This is a genomic window from Pseudomonas sp. Pseusp97 (assembly GCF_047304025.1).
GTDB lineage: Bacteria > Pseudomonadota > Gammaproteobacteria > Pseudomonadales > Pseudomonadaceae > Pseudomonas.
The window spans coordinates 1-227 of the sequence record NZ_JBGLYK010000624.1; the positions used below are offsets into that span (position 1 = coordinate 1).

Annotated in this window: 1 pseudogene; it reads right to left on the minus strand. The window is 67.0% G+C overall.

Annotated elements, in window-relative coordinates:
• Positions 1 to 227, minus strand: a pseudogene (locus ACCC94_RS30560) (MATE family efflux transporter); the annotation flags it as partial.

Below are 227 nucleotides of genomic sequence, written 5' to 3' on the forward strand. Positions count from 1 at the left end.
GGTGGCGCCGATGAACAGGCCGTCGAGCAGGTAGCTCCACATGCCGATCAGTGGCAGGCAGGCGAGGTAGGGCAGGTATTGGTCGGCGGTGGCGCGCACCTCCGGGATGTCGCTCTGCAGGGCGATGAACAGGTGCCCGAAGACGGCGAAGAAGGCGACGAACAGCAGGCTCGAGATCAGCGACCAGCCGCACGCGACCACCAGTGAACGGCGCAACGCGGTGCGGT